The sequence below is a fragment of the Streptomyces sp. NPDC051776 genome (assembly GCF_040681345.1).
GTDB lineage: Bacteria > Actinomycetota > Actinomycetes > Streptomycetales > Streptomycetaceae > Streptomyces.
The window spans coordinates 1-19456 of record NZ_JBFAYQ010000020.1; the positions used below are offsets into that span (position 1 = coordinate 1).

General features: G+C 69.9%; 10 protein-coding genes. 4 read left to right on the forward strand and 6 right to left on the reverse strand.

Features of this window, described 5'->3' with window-relative positions; all coding sequences use genetic code 11:
* Together AB0M26_RS17265 and AB0M26_RS17270 are read right to left on the reverse strand one after the other, a co-directional pair.
* Window positions 1-1769: beta-ketoacyl synthase N-terminal-like domain-containing protein (locus AB0M26_RS17265; RefSeq protein WP_365261359.1), on the reverse strand; the 1769-nt coding region annotated here is incomplete at its 3' end.
* A gap of 790 nt (window positions 1770-2559) precedes the next feature.
* Window positions 2560-2994, reverse strand: coding sequence for a YciI family protein (locus AB0M26_RS17270; protein WP_365261361.1), 435 nt, complete (start codon window positions 2992-2994; stop codon window positions 2560-2562).
* 234 nt (window positions 2995-3228) lie between these two features.
* Here AB0M26_RS17270 and AB0M26_RS17275 point away from each other — a divergent pair, with 234 nt between their 5' ends.
* A complete protein-coding gene (locus AB0M26_RS17275) occupies window positions 3229-4047 on the forward strand; it encodes an SAM-dependent methyltransferase (protein WP_365261364.1) in 819 nt (272 codons plus the stop codon).
* A 265-nt stretch (window positions 4048-4312) separates the two neighbouring features.
* On the opposite strand, the gene AB0M26_RS17280 is transcribed toward AB0M26_RS17275, so the two are convergent.
* Window positions 4313-5446 (reverse strand): IPT/TIG domain-containing protein, encoded by a 1134-nt coding sequence (locus AB0M26_RS17280; protein ID WP_365261367.1) that lies wholly within the window; start codon window positions 5444-5446, stop codon window positions 4313-4315.
* Between the two features lie 457 nt (window positions 5447-5903).
* Complete coding sequence (locus tag AB0M26_RS17285; RefSeq protein ID WP_365261614.1) at window positions 5904-6506, reverse strand: PAS domain S-box protein; 603 nt, start codon at window positions 6504-6506, stop codon at window positions 5904-5906.
* A gap of 2055 nt (window positions 6507-8561) precedes the next feature.
* Between AB0M26_RS17285 and AB0M26_RS17290 the strand changes: the two genes are divergently transcribed.
* The 3 genes from AB0M26_RS17290 to AB0M26_RS17300 all read left to right on the forward strand — a co-directional run bounded on the left by AB0M26_RS17290 (window position 8562) and on the right by AB0M26_RS17300 (window position 16620).
* Window positions 8562-11462, forward strand: coding sequence for an AAA family ATPase (locus AB0M26_RS17290; RefSeq protein ID WP_365261617.1), 2901 nt, complete (start codon window positions 8562-8564; stop codon window positions 11460-11462).
* A 996-nt stretch (window positions 11463-12458) separates the two neighbouring features.
* A complete protein-coding gene (locus AB0M26_RS17295; RefSeq protein WP_365261370.1) occupies window positions 12459-13250 on the forward strand; it encodes a LuxR C-terminal-related transcriptional regulator in 792 nt (263 codons plus the stop codon).
* A 424-nt stretch (window positions 13251-13674) separates the two neighbouring features.
* Entirely contained in the window at window positions 13675-16620 is a 2946-nt protein-coding gene (locus AB0M26_RS17300) for an AAA family ATPase (RefSeq protein ID WP_365261373.1), read from the forward strand.
* On the opposite strand, the gene AB0M26_RS17305 is transcribed toward AB0M26_RS17300, so the two are convergent.
* A complete protein-coding gene (locus tag AB0M26_RS17305; RefSeq protein ID WP_365261376.1) occupies window positions 16569-17432 on the reverse strand; it encodes a 4'-phosphopantetheinyl transferase superfamily protein in 864 nt (287 codons plus the stop codon). The two genes, AB0M26_RS17300 and AB0M26_RS17305, sit on opposite strands and share 52 nt — an antisense overlap.
* Window positions 17433-17466: 34 nt before the next feature.
* Complete coding sequence (locus tag AB0M26_RS17310) at window positions 17467-19194, reverse strand: 3-hydroxyacyl-CoA dehydrogenase family protein (RefSeq protein WP_365261379.1); 1728 nt, start codon at window positions 19192-19194, stop codon at window positions 17467-17469.
* Window positions 19195-19456: the final 262 nt, after the last annotated feature.

A 19456-nucleotide genomic window follows, 5' to 3' on the forward strand; every position in this document is an offset into this window, starting at 1 on the left:
GCCCGCTCACACGCCTCCATCGACTCCGCAAAAACCGGACAGACCCCCCACAACTCCCGCCCCATCCCAACCCACTGCGCACCCTGACCCGGAAAAACGAAACACACCCGACCCACACCACCGGCCACCACACCACGCACCACACCCGCAGCACTCACCTCGCCAGAGGCCAACACCCCAAGCGACCCGGCCAGTTCATCCAGGCCCCCGCCCACAACAACAGCCCGGTCCTCAAACGCCGTACGCGACGCCGCCAACGACCACGCAACATCAACCGGCCGCACACCCCCACCGGCCGACCCCACAAACGACGCCAACCGCCCCGCCTGACCCGCCAACCCCCCACCACCACGACCCGACACCACCCACGGCACCACACCACCAGCCACAAACACCGGGCTCACGGCATCATCGATCGGACGCGGTTCCTCCACGCCGAGGTCAGGCACCGGCGGCTCCTCCAGCACTACATGCGCATTCGTCCCGCCCATCCCGAAGGAACTCACTCCGGCGATGAGGCGCGAGTCGGAACGCGGCCAGGGGCCGAGGGCGTCCTGTACGCGCAAGTGGAGCGCGTTGAGGGGGATGTCGGGGTTGGGCGTCTCGTAGTTGAGGCTGGGCGGCAGTTCGCGGTGCTGGAGCGAGAGCACCGTCTTGAGCAGTCCGGCGATTCCGGCCGCGCCTTCCAGGTGGCCCACGTTGGTCTTCACCGAGCCGACGCGCAGCGGGTCATCGGCGGTCCGTCCGGCGCCCAGGACCGCGCCGAGGGCAGCCGCCTCCACGGGGTCCCCGACCGGCGTACCGGTTCCGTGGAGTTCGACGTACTGGACGTCATGAGGTGCCGCCCCGGCGTTTCGCACTGCTCGGCGGATGACGTCTTCCTGGGCGCGTGGGTCCGGCGCGGTGAGGGTGTCGCCCCCGCCGTCGTTGTTGACGGCGCTGCCGCGGATCACGGCGCGGATGGGGTCGCCGTCGGCGAGTGCGCGGTCCAGCGGCTTCAGTACGACGAGACCGCCGCCCTCTCCGCGGACGTAGCCGTTGGCGCGGGCGTCGAAGGTGTAGCAGCGGCCGTCCGGTGAGAGCGCGCCGAAGCGGTGGGGATAGAGGCTGCTCTCGGGAGCGAGTTGCAGGTTGACACCCCCCACTACGGCGATGTCGCTGTCACCGCTGCGCAGGCTCTCGCAGGCGAGGTGGAGGGCGACGAGGGACGACGACTGGGCCGAGTCCAGGGTGAGGCTGGGACCGCGCAGGCCGAGCAGGTAGGAGAGGCGATTGGCGATCAGGGCACGGTGGGTGCCGGTGAAGGACTGGTGGGTGACGCTGTCCGGGCCCAGCCCGTGGTGCAGGGTGGCGTAGTCGTCGTGCGCGGCGCCGATGAACACGCCGGTCCTGCTGTCCCCGAGTTGTCCGGGCACGATGCGGGAGTCCTCCAGGGCTTCCCAGGCGAGTTCGAGGACCAGCCGCTGCTGCGGATCCATGGTGTCGGCCTCGCGCGGCGAGATGCGGAAGAAGCCCGCGTCGAAACGGTCGACCTCGTCGATGAATCCGCCCCAGCGGGGTGCGTCACCGGGGGTGCTCTCGGCGGACGAACCGGCAAGTCGTAGGCGATCGGCCGGGGTTGGTCGTACGGCGCTGTCCCCGGCGCGCAGCAGCCGCCACAGGCTGTCGGCATCCGGTGCGCCGGGCAGACGGCAGGCCAGTCCGATGACGGCGATCGCGGGGTGGGGCGTGGCGTTGAGCCCATGCGGACCGCGTACTGTCTCGCTCATTCCACTCCACCAGCTTGTCGGACCAGCACGCACGGACCGCAGCACACGTCAGGTGCGGCATACGTGCGGCGCACGGCGTGGGCGGCGGTCCGCACCGGGCGGTCACGGGTCGGGCAGCAGAGTGCGGGGCCGCCGGGCTCATCACGCTATGGGGGCATGGACTAGGGCGGCCCCTAGATCGCGCCGACCGGGCGCCGGCCGAGCGCCGGCCGGGATGAGCAGGGGCCTGGAGGCCGAGGTCATCGGGGTGGTCGGCGGTTCTCCGGGGACGGTGGCCAGGCCCGGGCACCGTGGCCAGACCCGGCACAGTGGCCAGACCCCGGCACGGCGGCCAGACCCGGGCACCATGGCCAGACCCGACACCGTGGCCAGACCCCGGCACGGCGGCCAGACCCCGGCACGGCGGCCAGACCCGACACCGTGGCCAGACCTGGCACAGTGGCCAGACCCCGGCACAGTGGCCAGACCCGGCACAGTGGCACGCCCGGGCACAGTGGCCAGACCCCGGCACGGTGGCCCAGGCCCCGGCACGGTGGCGATTGGTTCATCCGGCCGCACGAAGCCCCGATGTCCGCGGGGGTACGACACGAGTCGCGGCGAGCGCAGCCCGCAGTGATCATGACGGGCTGCCGTCCGGGATACGGCCTGTGAGACACCGACGTCGTTCTCGAGCCGAGCGCGGCCGGGGGCCTGAGGCAGTGTCCCGCCTCGGGCCCCCGGTATCGGGCCCGTGGTACCGGATCTTCATCCGGCTTGTCAGCGGATCTTCATCCGGCTTGTCAGCGGATCTTCATCCGGCGCACGACTCGGTGCCCGTTTGGTCGGGGTCCCCGACCGGCCGGACGATCACCGGAGGGTCGTCCGCGGTGCCCTCCGGCACGGGGCACCGGTGGGCCCGCGCCGCGATCTCGTAGGCACGCTCGGGGCTCTCGACGTCCACGAGCCAGTACCCGGCCAGCACCTCCTTGCTCTCGCCGTAGGGACCGTCGGAGACGATCGGTGTGCCGTCCGCCGCCGCCGTGACGAGCTTGGCCTGCTTGGGCTCCACCAGACCCTGGGCGTCCACGAGCTCGCCCCTCGCCGAGAGGTCGTCGTTGAGGGCTCCCATGTGGTCGAACATCGCCTTGAGGTCACCCTCGGTCCACGCGGGGATACCCTCGGTCGCCTTGCCGTTCATGGCGTCGTACGCCGCCTGCTTGCCCGTCAGCATGATGATGAACTTCATCGTCCTCACTCCCTTCATATGAGACATCGGAACGGAGCCGACGTTCTCGACAACCTCGGAGGGGTTTTTCCGGCAGCCGGCACCGCGCAGGGAGATACGGGCACGAGCCGACGGGCCCGAGCCGACAGGTCCGGGCAGCGGGTCGCACGGGACCGTACAAGTGCCGGGCGGGCCGCCGACCCGCCGCCTACAATGACCGACCACACAACACTGCGGTCAGCAAGGGGAGTTGCCATGACGGATGCTGGGGTAGTGGACCCGGACAAGCCCAGTATTGCCCGCGTCTACGACTACCTTCTCGGCGGCAAGGACAACTACGAGGTCGACCGCCGAATAGGTGACAAGTTCAAGCACGAACTTCCCGGCTCCGTGGTCATCGCCCACTCCAACCGCCAGGTCCTGGGCCGCGCGGTGCGAGCCATCGCCCGGGACACCGGAGTGCAGCAGTTCATCGACATGGGCAGCGGGCTGCCCACCGCCGACAACGTCCATCAGATCGCCCAACGCCACGCACCGTCGGCACGCGTGGTCTATGTCGACAACGACCCCATCGTGCTGGCCCACGGCCGTGCGCTGCTGGCGGAGAACGAGAACACCCGGGTCATCCAGGCCGACGTCCGTACCCCCGACGTCATCCGCAACCACCCCGACACCACGGCACTCATCGACTTCGACCGGCCCGTAGCCGTGATCCTCAGCGCGATCCTCCACCACATCAACGACGACGAGGACCCCCGGGCCGTCGTCCGCTACTGGCAGGATCTGGTGCCGAGCGGGAGCTATGTGTTCATCTCGCACTTCCGCAGCGGGCACAACGAGCAGACCGCGGAGGCGGAGGCGATCCTCCAGAAGACGTTCGGGCGTGGCCGGTGGCGCAGCGACGACGAGATCCGCGCTCTGTTCGGGGGCATGGAGTTCCTGGAACCGGGCATCGTGCCGACCTCGCTCTGGCGGCCGGAACAGGGCCCGACGGTTTTCGGCGAGGACGAGCAGACGCATGAACTCACCGTGTGGGAACAGCTGATCGTCGCCGGGCTCGCCCGGAAGCCGTGACCGCGGCCGGGCGGGCGGGGTCCTGAAGCGCGGCTCCGGGAAGTCCTGGCCGTGGAGGAGGCACCGGGCTCCGTCTTGTGCTGCCGAGGAGCGTCTCCGGTCGTGCTGAGGGGGATGCCCCGGCGGTGGTTGAGTCGGTCGCGATGACCTCTCCACCGGAGCCCACGAGGATGCCCGGAGGGGGAACGACGGCCAACGAGCGCAGGGGCCCGGATCCATTCGGGATCCGGGCCCTGTGCCACCCACTCGTACGGTCGGCCCACGGTCAGACGTAGGTGTATCCGCCCGGGACAACGGCGTTACCGCCCAGGGTGGTGACGACGACCGGCACAGTTCCGGGCGCGCCCGCCGGGGTGAACCCGACGATGAACGTCCCCGCCGCATTGACCGACACACCCGTCGCCGCAACCCCGTTGAACGTCACCGACGCACCGTCCAGATTCGAACCGGTGATCACAAACGCCGTACCACCCGCGGCGGTCCCCGTGTTCGGCGAAATGCCCGTGGTCACGGGCGACGGCGGTGCCGTGTAGGTGAAGCCGCCGGCGACAGGCGCATTGCCGAACGGAGTGGTGACGACGACCGGCACGGTGCCGACAGCTCCCGCCGGGGTGAAGCCGACGATGAACGTCCCCGCCGCATTGACCGACACACCCGTCGCCGCAACCCCGTTGAACGTCACCGACGCACCGTTCAGGTTCGAACCGGTGATCACAAACGCCGTACCACCCGCGGCGGTCCCCGTGTTCGGCGAAATGCCGGTGGTGACGGGCAGGGGCGGGGGCGGCACATAGGTGAAGCCGCCGGAGACGGTGGTGTTGCCGAGCGGGGTGGTGATGACCACCGGGACGTTCCCGGCGGGTCCAGGCGGGGTGTTCCCGGTCAGGACCGTGCCGCTGCCATTGATGGACACGCCCGTGGCAGCGACCCCGTTGAAGGTGACGGACGCACCCGTGAGGTTGGTCCCGATGATGGCGAACGCGGTGCCGCCGGCTGTGGGACCGTTGTCCGGGACAAGAACGCTGACGGTCGGTCCGGGCCCCGCGGTGTAGGTGTAGTTCACCGGATTGCTGGTGCCGTACGAGGTGGTGGCTACGACCGGCACGGTGCCTGCGGCGTGCGGAGGCGCGGTGACCGTCACGGAATTCCCGTACGGGCTCTGGCTCACAATGGTGGCGGGCGTGCCACCGAAGGTGACCTGGAACGTGCCCTGCAGGTTCGTCCCGGTGAGCAGAACGATGTTGCCACCGCCCGTCGGCCCCGCGATCGGTGAGATGTCATAAAGCCTGGGATTCCTGGGCCAGTTGCCCCCTCCGTCACCGGGCCAGTCTCCTTGTCCCGCGGTGGCCGCCTGCCCTGCCAACGACATGCTTTCCTGCTGCTGTACGACTCCGGACATGGCTTCTCCTTTAGACAGCAGTTCCCCCCGTTCGGGGTCATGGCTGTCACCGTCATGGGTGCTGGATGACTGCGACGGTAAGGTCCGCACGAGACCGGAAGAAGGCGCATACGCAGGGCCGATGATGCTTCCGTAACCAAAATGACGATATACAAATGAGCGGTCAGCGAAAACCTGCCCACGGCGTACGCCTGGGCCTGCCTGTTTCCGCGCCCACCGGGGGGGACTTGGCGGTTCCCCAATCGGAACTGATTTGACGTCATATTCCTTTGATGCAGAAGAGATTGAGGAAAAAAGCCCAAACGGTCCTCGCTGCGCAGAGCCGTTCAGCGCTCCCCCGCGATCTCCCCGTAGAGCAGCTCGTGGCCTCACGGCAGCCGCACAGAAGCGACAGCGGCCGCGACGGTCGGCGTACGACGCGTCGCGGCCCGGTTGGTCAGCCCCGCTCCCGCGGGACTCACTTCACGTAGTCCTCCACCACCTTGGGCGGCCATGTGCCGAACTTGAGCACGCCCATCGAGTAGGCGCGGGAGACCAGTGCGGAGCGGTTGGGCACGCCGAGACTGCGGAGGAGACGCGTCACGTGGTACTCGACGCCCTGCCGGCTCAGATAGAGCCGCCGGGCGAGCGGGATGGTGGGGACACCGGCAGCGATGCCTTCGAGGATCCTGGCGTCGATCTCGCTGAGCATCTTCCTGCGGTCGATCACCACGCCCACGGCCCCGGAGTCCTGCGCCGTCCGCATCAGCACGAGGATGGACGCGAGTTCGGATGTGTGGCGACCGCGCACGGCCACGGCCACGAGCGGAACGGTGAAGGCGGAGTCCGGGCCCACGGCGATCACGTCCGTGGCGAACCGGTGCCGCCGGCCCTCGATCAGCCGTGAGAACTGGCTCGTCAGAGACTGCCGGCCGCTGGGATGGACCAGTTCGCAGAAGTTGCGGCCGCAGATCTCCTCCGATGAGCGGCCGAACTCCCGGAAGAACTCCTGGTTCGCCTGCCGGATGGCCAGCCTCCGGTCGAGTGTGACCATGTGCACGCCGGACTTGTCGAACGACAGCTCCTCCGCCCCAGGCTCGGAGAGGGGGGCCTCGGAGGCGTGCGGCGCGTGCGCCGCTGAATCCACCAGGACATCTACGGAAGTCGACAACGGACTCGTTCCCTTCGAAGTACGTGATACGTGCGAGGGGGGAACCATGCGAAGACTGCGGGGGAATTCCCGGGAATCACAGAAACTCGGTCGGCACTGAGCGTGGGGGGTGGCGATCGTCGCCCGAGTTCCGATCGCCCCTGATTCCGCGATTCGACACTAGGCAGCCGTGACCGGCGAGGTCAATCGACGACGGGGGCAATTGTCCAACCCTGTGGTACCGGAGCCGAAACACTTCGGTCCCGTCGCCTCTGCGGTTCGGTACGGTTCGGTACCGCAGGGCCGCTCACCAGGCAACTCTCCCACACAGGGGGTCAACACCCGCTCGCCGCGGGTGATCCGCATGCTGCCTCACTTCCGGCCGCACCGCGCAACCCACGGCACAACCCCACCAGGAAGGCACTTCACTCCCCGGAATACAGGGCCGGTGGCGACGGGCCTCGCGGAGAGCGGGGGATTCGGGTGAAGAATGCCGTTTTCGCATCGAGGGCAACCGCAAGGCCCCCAACACCACCCGGGCAGACCCGGAACGGAGCAGGATGTGGATCGACCCGCCGTACCGCACACCTACCGGAATTCCCCGCGGACAAGGCCAGGGCTTCTTCGAAGCGTAGCCGCGACGTCATGCCCGGCGGGAAATGCGGGCACGCCCCGCAGCGCGGAGTCGGCACGGAAGGGGCGGCGTCGAAAAGATATCGGGCGGGCGCGCAACACACGGCGCTGCAAGGTCCGCGCCGCACCACCGGGCCCCCTCGGGGCACCGCACCACCCCGCCGCGATTCGCGCTTGCAACCGTCGTTGATGAGAGCGGCCCGCCGAGCCGTCGACGACCGCGGAACGACGCTTCGTCACCCTCATCCCGCCCAGGCGCCCGTCGTGGGCGCGATGATCAGCCGCATGCTTCACCGACGCAGTGCGCGAACCTGGTCACCGTGCCGACAACACCCGCGCCACGAGGTGACGACCGGTGACGTGGTCCATGAGAACAGCCCGGAGTTGATGAAGTCCCTAGAAGGAGTCCCCGGAACCCGTGGTCGCACAGGTCATCCCACGAGGGCCGGCGGGGGGTACCCCCTTTCGAGCGGGGGTGGCGCAGGGACCCCGGTACGCGCGGGACAGGCCCACCTTCACCGTACGCACAAGTCAAACCTCTGAACTTCCTCAAGTGCGTTGCCCCGTGACCACGGCAAGCGCACCATCACAGCGTCGTGTTCCAATGATTTCCCGGAATCGGCAGACCATCTCGTGCAGGTTGGCGCAACCGACCCCGAGACGGCCGGGCGACAGACACTCCGGTCAAGTCAGGACATGGACGGCATGCGTGCGCGTTCGACACAGGAGCAAGGAGTTGACGCACAGCGACGGCGGTCCACCTGACGAGGTGCAGCCGTACGGCAGGGTCGGGTCCGAACGGATCGCGGCCCCCTATGTGTATCCCGCAGAGGCGGTTCGTGGCGCGCAGGGGACGGCACGAACCGGGACGGTGCCCCGGTGGAACGGCGACGGTGGCACTTCTGGTTCCCGCGGCGGCCGGATGCCCGTACACCGGGCGGCGCCCCCGGGACACAGGAGGAGTCGTTGCGCGCAGGCTGGGCAGACGGTTCCCAAGTGCCGGCCGATCCGGGGCCGCCGACCCCGTCCCATATGGGCGGTTATCGGCCCCTTGGGCGCCGGTGACCCCGCTCTTCGGGGAGGGAGCACGCCCATGAGGCCCACCCGGCTCGCCGACTTCACGCGGCCCAGCCCCTTCGGCCGGCCATCCGCCGACCCGGCCCGCAATGTGGCGTACATCACTCGGCTGGATTCGGACACGTTCCCCGCACTTCCGGCAGTCCACCCTGAGCAGCAACAATGGCGCATCCATGCCGCCTTCGGGGCGGTCCCCCCACACTCAGGAGGCACCTCCGGGCCCCTTTCACCCCTGTTACCCCGAGCGGTATGCGGCAAGGAGAACAGTCATTGGACGTGACTCGTCCCGAGGAGTCCACACCTGTCCGGAACGATCTCGTGGGGAGGGATCTCGACGTCATGTTGATCGACCGGGATGCCGAACTGAGCCGAGCCACGGTGGCCCTGCGCCGCGCACAGGCCGGCCGCGGGGCTTTCGTGCTGGTCAGCGGTCCGCTGGGGATCGGTAAGTCCGCACTGCTCGACGAGATCGGAGAGCGCGGCGCCCAGGTTGACGCCACCGTTCTGAAGGCGGGGGCGGCGCCGATGGAGCGGGACTTCTCATACGGGGTCGCGCGGCAACTGCTGGAGCCCGCCCTGCGCCGGGCCGACGAGGACGTCCTGGCGAGCTGGACCGAAGGAGCTGCTCAGTACGCCATCGCCGCGTTGAGCGACGGCGCGTTCGGGGCGTGCCAGTGCCGCCCCGCCGACGAGGGCGAGGGGAGCGGCGCGGCGACGCAGCGCGGACTGACGACCCTGGCCGAGAACATCGCCCGTGACCGGACGCTGCTGGTATTGGTGGATGATCTGCAGTGGACGGACGAGGCCACGCTGCACTGGCTGCATCACCTGACGCAGCAGATCCAGACCGCCCGGATCCTGCTGGTATGCACCCTGCGCGACGGATGTCTGCTCGCCGGGCAGGAATCCGTACGCGAGCTGGTGGAGCGTGCGACGCACACGCTGCGCCCCCAGCCCTTCCGGCTCCGCGGCTCGCGGGCGGTGGTTCGTCTGAACAGCCGGGAGCCCGCCGACGAGGAGTTCGTCGCGGCCTGCCACACCGCGGCCGGTGGTAACCCCGCCCTGCTGACCTCGCTTCTCGAGGAGAGCGCCACTCACGGGTTCACTCCCGTCGCGAGGAACGCCGCCACGCTCGCCGAGCTGCGGCCCGCCTCGATGCGCCAGCGGATCCTGCAGTGCCTGGAGGCGCAGAGCCCGCGGGTCCTCCGGCTGGCCCGGTCGATGGCCGTGCTGGGCGAGGGGGCGGACCTCGGACTCCTGGGACGACTCTCCGCCCTCGACCCCGCGTGCCGAGACGACAGCCTGCGAGTTCTGGTTCGTCTGGGATTGGTAAAAACGTCCGAAGATGTGCAATTTGTCCACCCCGTCGTACGGGATGCCGCCCTTGAGGGCATGTCGACCGCGGACCGCACCTCGACGCACGCCCGCGCCGCCGAACTCCTCCACCAGGCGGGCCGGCCCGTCGAACAGGTGGCGGACCAGCTCATGAAGATCAACGCGCCGCAGGACTCCTGGGCCAGGAAAGTGCTGCGCGCCGCGTCGGAGAGCGCCCTGCACAGGGGCGAAGCCGAGTTGTCGGCACGGTACCTGCGCTGCGCGCTGCTCGACAGCTTCCCGCACGGCTCCGACCGGGGCCGGCTCCTGGTGGAGCTCGCCACGGCCGAGCGCAGCTTCGCCCCCCTGGCGGCCGTACGGCACATGGCGCAGGCGATGCCGCTGCTGGACTCGGCGCTGGACCGGGCAGACGGCATCACACGGCTGGCGCCGATCGTCCTGGCGTCGTCCCTCCTGCCCGTCCAGGACGTCCTCCGGCAGATCGCGGGCGAACTCGGCGACGAGCAGCGGTTGCGCGGGCGGGAGCGCGAACTGGCACTCCGGTTGGAAGCGCGGCTGCGGCACACCTGCAGCTCCAATCCCGTGCAGCTCTCCGACGCCGTGGTCCGGCTCAAGATGCTGGGACCCGACCCGTCGACGGAGACCGCGGCCGAGCGCGAACTGCTGGCGATGCTGCTGGCAGCGGCCACCTGCGCCAACGCGCTTCCGGCGGCGGAAGTGGCCGAACTGGCCGAGCGGATCATGAAGCGCGAGCCGCCGCACCCCTCGCATGTGCACACCGCGGTGCCGATGGTCATCGCGAGCATGGTCGCCGCCGATTCGGCGGACTCGCTCGTCCTCTGGCTGGAGACGGCCCGGGCGGAGGCCGCGCGTGGGGAGAACCGCGTCGAACAGGCCCTCATCCGCAGCGAACAGGCCCTGGCCGCCCTCGCCAACGGCCGGCTCAACGAGGCAAGGCCCTACGCGGTAGAGGCATTCGAGCTGGCCGGGACGGAGCACGACGGCGTCGGAGTCGTCGCCGCGGTGTCCCTGGCCCTGGTCGCCATCGAGTCGCGCGACGTCGGACTGGCCCGGCAGTTGCTCGGCGGCCGCTACCGGGCGACCAACGAGTCGTACCTCTGGGCGCTGCTCACCATGCTGAGCGGCACCGTGGCACTGACCGAGGGCGATACGCGCGGGGCGCTCGACCACTTCTACGACGCCGGACACAGGATGGAGCAGTACAGCTGGCGCAATCCGGCCCTGCTCCCCTGGGCCTCCCACGCGGCGGTCGTCCACCACCACCTGGGCGAGCACGAGCGCGCCGCCGCCCTGAGCCAGCAGGAGGTGGAACTCGCCCAGTTGTGGGGCGCGCCATCCGCGCTGGGGCGCGCACTGATCGCTCAGGGCCGGGTGACCGAGGGGGCCCCGGGACTGGCGATGCTGCGCGACGCCGTGAACGTCCTGGAAGGCTCCCCCAACCACTTCGAACTCTCCCGCGCACTCCTGGCACTGGGTGACCGGCTCGGCCTCGACTCCCCCGAAGGCGAGGCGGCGCTGCGCCAGGCCTACGCCATGGCTGTGGCGTGCGGCGCTGCGCGGGTGGCCGACCAGGCGGCCTCGCGGCTCGGCAACGCGGTACCCAGCAGCCCGGCGCCGGCGCGCGGCCGTCTGACACCCGCCGAGCTCAAGGTGGCGAAGCTCGCCGCCGGCGGGCTCAGCAACCAGGCCATCGCCGATGACTTCGGCATCAGCTGCCGAGCCGTGGAGAAACACCTCACCAACTGCTACCGGAAATTGTCCATTACGGGCAGATCGGTACTCCGGACCGCCTTGCACCGGCTCGAAAGCGAATCCGGGTGAGATTGTCCCGCATCGTGGAACGCGCTCTTCGGCGTCCCGTCGCTTTGCTCAAACTTTGAGGAATCCTTGAGGCGTCCTTCGGCTACTCCTCAGTAAGCTTGTGTTGTGAATCTTCTTTAACCCCGCGCCCATTCGGCAGACATGCTACGAAGGGCCGGGGTTTTCTTGTGTCCGGGGCTCTCCGGCGCAAGGACTTCGCTCAAGGTGCATGTGCCACGGGGATTTTTCGGCGAACGCGGATGCCGGCGGCGAGAGCGCGTACAGCCGCTACCTCGCCGTTCGGCGGCCACCGCGTTCGCGGGCGCTCGGGACCCACGGAGTCGAGGGGTACATGTGCGGCCGGGGCTGGACCGGACCTGAACGCGGCGGGGATGCGGTATGGTGCCCGTCACCGCGGACCCGGAGCGCGGGGACCGCAAGTGGCACGTGGTGTCACACCCGCGTGACCAGCGGGCGGCCCCATGCGGGCGGGACGCGGAACGGCGCAGAGGACCATACGGGCGAGCCCGGAGAGGCGAGCGGCCGACTGCTCGCAGTCGTGGGACACGGCAGCGCCAGAGCCTCTTCGGCATTTACCCCGAAGGTACTCGATCAGCACAAAAGAGAACGGGCCCGGATTGTCCTGGGATGGCCTCTTGAACCCTACCGATCCCAAGCCGGAGTTCCGGCCGGCACGGCAACCCATATGTCCAGTTGGCCCGATTCGCATTCCAATGACGGCAGTTGATCCGTCATATGAATCCAGGGCCTGTATTGGCCCGGGAACAAGCCATTCGCTACTCGGCGAAACGAGTGCATCACACCCAGGAGTTACGGGGACCGAACCCACCGAACCATGGCACCACAGTGTTTTGGTTCTACGCCCGGATACTCGTTGACCCGCCGACGAACACGTTCTTAGGCTCACGAACAGAGTTTCGCGGCATCTCTAGAAATGCCGCTCGGCACATCGGAATTCCCCCACCCGTTGTCCGTATCAGAAAGCGGTGGCTCACAATGACTACCCCCCACTACGCCGCCCCGGTCAGCCTTCCGACCCCAGCCCTCACCTCGGTGCCTGGATCCCAGTCGGACGGCATGCCGGTGGCGGCCCGCCAACTCGCGGGCCAGCACGTCACTTGCATGGCGAGCCTGGACCCGAGCCTGCGGATCGTTGCGGCGGACGCGGACTTCTTCCGGCGGTTCGGCCGGGAAGCCGCGGACACCTGCGGAAGGAGTCTCTACGAACTGCTGCACCCCAGCGCGCCCGCTCTGCTGAGCCGGCGGTTCGCCCGCCTCGCCGAAGGCCGGCGCTCCCGCTTCGTCGAGCGCGTCATCGCAGTGCGCGGCACGGAAGAAGTGTTCTCAGGCGAGCTCACGGGCATAGCCGTCCGGAGCGAGATCGGCCGTCCGCCCTCGTATGTCGTGATATTCCGTGCGGACGAGGACACATCGGTCCCCAGCACCGTGGCACCGCAGCGGATCCTCTCCCAGCTTCACGCCCAGATCCTCGAGGGCGTGGCGAGCGGTGCCTCGACGGTCCAGCTCGCGGCGCGGCTGTACTTGAGCCGGCAGGGCATCGAGTACCACGTCGGCCTCATGCTGCGCCGGTTCAGGGTTCCCAACCGCGCCGCCCTGGTCGCCCGTGCCAACTCCATGGGCATGCTGACGGTCGGCGTCTGGCCTCCGCGCGTCCTCGCGGAGTACGTGGAGGACCGCGACGGCCCGCGCACCAAAACCACCGAGCCGTTCATCCCCCGGTGCCGTACGAGCAGTGATGGAACGACACGTCTGGCGTCGTCGTCCTAGGCGCCCATCGACCCGTTTTCGGGGACCTTCGGGGCGGCCGGCCCCGCACGCCCCTCATACAGCGGCGCTCGCTCTCCACCACCCCCCGGGGCGGGCGCCTCCAGTCTCCGGACGATTCCCGACCCGGGAGCCGTCCGGCTTCCAACGCCCCGGATCTCCCTCATCGGGACCCGGACGGGTGTCCACCGCCCCCCAACGCCTCCACCAGGCGCTGCAGGAGTGGTGCCCTACCGCTCGATGAGCTTGCCGCACACCGCCCACGCCCGCGCCACACACCTCCCGCTGTCCGGTTTGTCTGTACTGCTCGTCCGTCTTCCGGACGTGATCAGCGGGGTATACCGTGTGGCCACGCACGCGTGGTGCCGGTACTGCGGCAAGGCCTTGCGGCCCGACCGCAGCCGCACCCACAAGTGGGAGAGACCAGGTGAACGCGCGCCCCCCGCATGTCACAGCCGAACGGAACGATGGCTGGACGCCGATCGTCGAACGCGAACACGAACTGTCCGCGCTCCTCGCTCTCCTGCGCGACGCCGACCAGGGCACGGGGGGCGTGATTCTGCTCGAGGGGCCGGTCGGTATCGGCAAGAGCCTGCTCCTGCGGCGTCTTGCCCGCGAAGCGGGCCAGGAGGGCCTGCGGGTCCTGGAGGCCCACTGCGACACCCTGGAGCGCGACTTCCCGTTCGGCCTCGTACGCCATCTGTTCGGGCCGCTGTTCCGGTCGCTCCACGCCGCGGAGCGGGAGCGTCTCCTGGCCGGCAATGCGCAGGCCGCGATGCAGGCGCTGAGCTCCAAGGTGTTCAGCGGCGACGCCATGACGACGACGGAAGACGTCTCGTACGCGGTGCTGCACGGCCTCTACTGGTTCACCTGCAACCTGGCCGAGGTCTCGCCCCTCGTCATCGTGGTCGACGATGCACACAGCGCGGATGTGGCGTCCCTGCGCTTCCTGGCCCATCTCGCCCGGCGCATCGAGGGAATGCCGGTCATCCTCGCGCTCTCCCGCCGGACCGGCGATCCCGGCACCGACCCGGCTCTGTTCGAAGAGGTGATCAGCCAGCCGCGGTGCCGGATTCTGCGCCCCCAACCGCTGACGGAGAGCGGGGTCGCCACCATGGTCGAGGCGACCCTGCGCCAACAGGCCGACTCCGACTTCTACTCCTCCTGCCTCGCGGCAACGGGCGGCATCCCGCTCCTCGTACGGGCGCTGCTGACGGTGATGTGGCTGCACGGCGATCTGCCGACCAAGGCCGGACTGGAGTACGCGACGGCCCAGGGCGGCCAGTTCTTCCAGGAGGCCGTGCTCTGTGTCCTGCGGCGGCAGCCCGAGTCGGTCCCCGCAGCCCAGGCGCTGGCCGTCATCGGCGACAACGCCTCCCCCGAGGTGTGCGCGCGGCTGGCGGGCCTCAGCGAGCCCGCGCTCCTCAGCTCCATGCGTACGCTGCGGTCCAACGGTCTGATGACGGCCTCGGACGACGGGACGGCCTGGTCGTTCAACCACGGGCAGATACGTGAGGTCATCCTCGCCCAGATGCGTCCCGACGAGCTGGCCGATGCCCACCACCGCGCGGCACGGCTCCTGCTGGACCTGGGGGCGCCGGCCGAACAGGTCTCCGCGCACCTGCTGATGACCGAACTCCCCGCCACGGAGGACTGGGCGGTCAGCGTACTGCTCGAGGCGGCCAAGGAGGCATCGTCGCGCGGCGCCCCGCGGCTCGCGGTCGATCTGCTGCGGCCTTGTCTGCGCGGGCGGATCAAGTCCGCCACCGATGTCGCCGTCCTCATCGAACTCGGCTTCGCCGAGACGGCCGTGGACGTCCATGCCAGCGTCCGGCACCTGCGGCTCGCGCTGGAGCACGTGGAGGACCCCGTACAGCGCTTCCGCGTGGTCACGGCGCTCGCCAGCAATCTGGTGCACAGCGAGTGGCCGCAGGAGGCGGTACGGGTCCTGGCGGAGCAGGCGTCGACGCTCGACGACCCCGGTGGTGACCTGGCCCGCTGCCTCAAGGCCCAGCGCCTGATGGCCTCTCTGGAGGATCTGCGGACCCTGCGTGCGGCATTCGACGAGGCCCCGCTGGATCTCGGGCTCCCGGGGAACACGCCCGGTGAGCGCGCCCTGCTGGCCGCCCTGGCGCGGGTCAACGTCGTACGCGAGGAGCTGGCGGAGGCCTCGGTCGCCGCGGCCCGCCGGATGCTCGAACGCAGCGTCCCCAACACCGACTCCCCGCTCTTCCAGACGACGGCGGCCATGGTGCTGCTGTACGGGGGGCACCCCGGCGAAGCCGATACGGCATACCAGCGCATTCTCGACAGCGCCTGGCAGAGTCAGAGCCTGCTGTCCTTCAGTCTGAGCACCGGAATGCGCGCCGAGGCCGCCTATCGCCTCGGCGCGCTCGCCGGAGCCCTGGCGGGCACCATGACGGCGCTCTACCTGGCACCACGCGACGAGTGGTGCCACTCGTTGATCCTCCCCGTCGCCACACAGATCCACGCCCTGCTGGAGTCCGGCGACCTCTCGGGCGCCGAGGCCATCGCCGCCCAGGGGTTCCCGCCGTCGAGCGCCGACAGCTGGCAGTGGAACGAGTTCATGTGCGCCCGGGGGCGCCTGAACCTGGAACGCGGCGACGCACGCGCCGCTCTGGCCGACCTTCTCGAATGCGGGACACGGCAGCACCAGTGGAACCGGACCAGCCCGGCCGTGTCCTCGTGGTGGGTCTGGGCGGCCGAGGCCCACCAGGCCCTGGGCTCAACGGACGAGGCACGGGCACTGGCCGAGGACGCCGTGGAGCGAGCGCGGCGCGGCGGCCTGCGGGACGCGCTGGGGGCGGCGCTGCGTCTCCTGGCCGAGCTGGAGCCCGGCCCCGGCAAGCTCGATCTGCTCGAAGAGGCCCTGACGGTACTGGAGGAATCGCCGTCCCAGCTCGAACGCGCGCGTGTCCTCATCGACTTCGGCGCGGCGCTGCACGACCGGGACCGTATCCCCGCTGCCCGCGAGGCACTGCACCGCGGACTCGACCTGGCGCACACCATGGGCGCACGGCCGCTCCGCTCCCGTGCCCATGAGGCACTCCTCGCCACCGGCGCGCGGCCGCGCAGGGTGATGTCGCAGGGCCTGCAGTCGCTCACTCCGAGCGAGAGCCAGGTCGCCCGGCTCACGGCCGAGGGCGGCACCAACAGGGAAGTCGCGGAAGCCCTGTTCGTCACCCAGCGCACGGTCGAGATGCACCTCACGTCCGTCTACCGGAAGCTCGGCGTCGCCGGGCGCCGCGAACTGCGCGCCTTCTTCGGCGGTTCCACCGCCGACACCGTCCCCGAAAACGGCTACGACGACTCCCAGAGCGCCGACTGGGCACGCGCCGGGGCGCTCTGGTAGAACGCGGCACGCCGGCCCGGTAGGGCGCGGCCTGCGGCCGGTACAGCGATGCACGTGAGCAGGACTCCGTCGCGGACCAGAAAGCGGCCCGTGAGAGCGGAGAGCGTCCGGTCGCCGAGTCGCCACGGCGTTGCCAGGATGCGTACCGAGAACGTTCCTCCGGCCGGGGGCTCTCCGGCTTCCTTGCCCGTGCCCCTGCCGCTGCCCGTGCCCGTGCCCCTGCCGCTGCCCGTGCCCCTGCTGTCGCTCGCGCCTTCCGCGGCCCCGTGCTCCGCGGGCCCGTCCCCCTCCGGGTGGAAGGTGACGGAGGCCTCCTCGAACTCCAGGCTCCGTCCCGTGAGCGGGAACCACACCTTGTAGACCGACTCCTTGGCGCTGAACAGCAACCGGTCCCACGGCGCCCGCTGTGCCCGGCCGGCCGGCCGGGGCAGCCGGGCACGCTCCTCGGGGAGGGAGACAGCCTCCAGGATCCCGGCCGGCAGCGGCTTCGCGGGCTCGGCGTCCACCCCGACGCCGACGATGTCGTGACGCCGCGCCACGACGGCCGCGCAGTACCCGTCGCAGTGAGTGATGGCGCCCACCACCCCGGCAGGCCACAGGGGTTCGCCGCGCGACCCCGACAGCAGCGGCGCCGGGGGCGACCCCAGCCGGGAAAGCGCCTTCCGTGCACAGCCGCGGCCGATCGCGAACTCGCGTCGGCGTTTGGCCACCGAGTCGCCGACGATCGCCTCTTCCCAGGGGTGCAGCGCAGGAGCCGGCGGGTCGCCGAACACCTCGGCGACCGACACCGTGTCCGGCAGAAGCTCGTCCATCACATTCGCGGCCCTCCCGAGTCCTGGCGGTGCGTCAGGCGGTCACCGCCGCGCGGCTGACGGCGGTCCGGAACCCTCTGCCGGTCTTGCACCCCAGGTAACCGGCGGCGACGAGCTGTTCCAGCGGCGCGGCCGGTGCCGGGCGTGCCTCGGGCGCGGCCTCGTTCAGCCCTCGCAGGATGCCCAGCGAGACATCGAGTCCGATGGCGTCGAGCAGGGCGAACGGGCCCATGGGGTGCCCGAACGCCGTCGTCACGGCCGTGTCGATCTCCTCCACGGTCACATCGGTGCGGCCGAGCATCCGGATCGCGTTGTTGAGATAGGGGAACTGCAAGGCGTTGACGATGAAGCCCGGCCGGTCCGCGCAGTCCACCGCCGTCTTGCCCAGGCGCCGTACCAGAGCGTGTGCGGTGACCGGCAGGTCGTCCGCGGTGTTCTCGGTACGGACGACCTCCACCAGTCCGGACGACGGGACGGGATGGAGGAAGTGGAGCCCTATCACGTCCGACGGACGGCTGGTGGCGCTCGCGATCGCGGCCACCGACAGTCCGGACGTGACCGTGGCGAGCACCGCCCCCGGCTTCGCCGCCGCCTCGATCTGCCGCATGACGCTGCGCTTGACGGAAAGTTCCTCGGCGACCGCCTCGATGAGCAGGTCGCAGGCGGACAGCGCGGCGTGGTCGTCCGTCGCCTCGATGCGGCCGAGGACGTCGAGGCGTTCGCCCTCGCTGATGTGTCCGTCGGCCTCCGCTCCGGCCAGTGCCGCGTCGACGGCGGCGAAGGCCGCACTCGCCTTCTCTTCGCTGCGCGCCACGAGGGTGACCTCCAGGCCCGCGCCGGCGGCAGCCTGTGCGATGCCGCGGGCCATCGTGCCCGCCCCGACGACACCGACCCGGTCGATGTCGCGCAAGGGGCCGGTCTTCCTCCGCGTGTTCTCCTCGAGGACCACGGACCCGTCGTCGGTGTAGTGGTGGAAGCCCCGCCCCGACTTGCGGCCGTGGCGGCCCTCCTCAACCATCCGGTCGAGGAGGAGAGCGGGGAAGAGACTGCTGCTCCCGGTACGGCAGTGGAGGATCCGCAGCGTGTCACGCACGGTGTCGAGCCCGATGAGATCGGCGAGTTGGAGCGGCCCGTACGGCAGACCGCTGCCCACTCGCATGGCGGTGTCGATGTCCTCCACGGTCGCGCGGTTCTGCTCCACCATGGCGACCGCGTGGTTGAGGTAGCCGTAGACCAGTTCGGTCGCCGCGATGCCCGGCCCTCCGCCCACCGTCACGACATCGCTTCCGGTGCGTTCGGCGACACGCTGCGCGAGACCGACCGCGTCGGGTGAGGTCATCGACGTCCTCACCAGTTCCACGGAACGGCCGTACGGCGGCGGCAGGAAGAACCGCAGCCCCAGCACCCGCTCCGGACAGCCGGATGCGATCGCGAGCTGCGCGACGGGCAGCGTGCCGCTCGCCGTCGCCAGTACGGTGCCGGGCGAGCAGGCCGAGTTGAGACGCCGCAGCACATTCTCCTTGACGCCCAGGTCCTCCGACACGGCCTCGATCACCAGATCGGCCCGCCCGAGGTCGGCGAGTTCGGTGCTCAGGCTCAGGTCGCGGGAGTCCAGACGGTTCCGTACGCGACGGACGACGCCCAGGTCGTGATCCACACCGACGACGTGGACGCCGGGACCGCTCCCGAGCAGCGCTCGCACGATCCCCTCCCCCAAGGAGCCCAGGCCCATCACGCCGATGACGAGCGTCTGACCACCCATGTGACTGATTCCTTCCTGCCTGTCGGAGATCGGATGCGACACGAGCCTCACAGGCTCATCTTTGCTGACAGGTCACTAGTGAACTCACCCGAACCGGACGCCGTTTTCTCATGCGAGGGAGGCGGGCGGGCCCATCGGACGCCGTGCCCGCGCTGCGCATGGGGCTCAATGGCAGTGCGCCCGGGGGGCCTTGGGCCGTTCCGGCCCCCGCTTTGCGGTTCACGCCTTCGATGGCCACGGCCGATTCGGGCCGTTCGGGTCG